This window comes from Vibrio sp. 2134-1, from assembly GCF_033339495.1.
In genome coordinates this window covers 1-523 of record NZ_JAWOUS010000933.1, presented here as the reverse complement: position 1 = coordinate 523, position 523 = coordinate 1, and the positions used below count along the sequence as shown (strand labels likewise).

Sequence of the window (523 nt, the reverse complement as noted above, 5' to 3'; positions counted from 1 at the left end):
TATGCGAGTGCACGAAGAAAGCTCTCAACACGTACTCAACTACCTACAACAGCAGGCTTTGGTCGCGAAGATTTACCATCCGAGTTTGCCAGATCACCCAGGTCACGAAATCGCGAAAAAGCAGCAGTCGGGTTTTGGTTCTATGTTGAGCTTTGAATTTGCAGGCTCATTTGAGCAACTTAAAGTGTTTGTTAAAGAGCTCGAACTGTTTTCTCTTGCAGAGTCGCTTGGTGGCGTGGAGAGTTTGATTTGTCACCCCGCATCTATGACGCATCGAGCCATGGGGGAAGAGGCGTTAGCGGAAGCGGGCGTGTCGCATCAGCTACTTCGTCTGTCTGTGGGTTTAGAGGATGCACAAGACCTTATTACCGATCTCGATCAAGCCTTTGTAAAAGCTGCTCAGTAATAGGAGAACTAAAAAATGAGTGTACAACGTCAGTTACATAAATTTGGTGGCAGCAGCTTAGCAAACCCTGAATGTTACTTACGTGTGGCCGATATTCTCAAAGAATACTCTGCCGAG

Annotated in this window: 1 protein-coding gene; it reads left to right on the top strand. The window is 46.8% G+C overall.

The genetic code is table 11. From position 1 onward, the window contains the following. Positions 1-406, top strand: a 406-nt coding sequence (locus R7R78_RS29335; RefSeq protein ID WP_225474992.1) for a PLP-dependent transferase, incomplete at its 5' end; no start/stop codon positions are given. Positions 407-523: the final 117 nt, after the last annotated feature.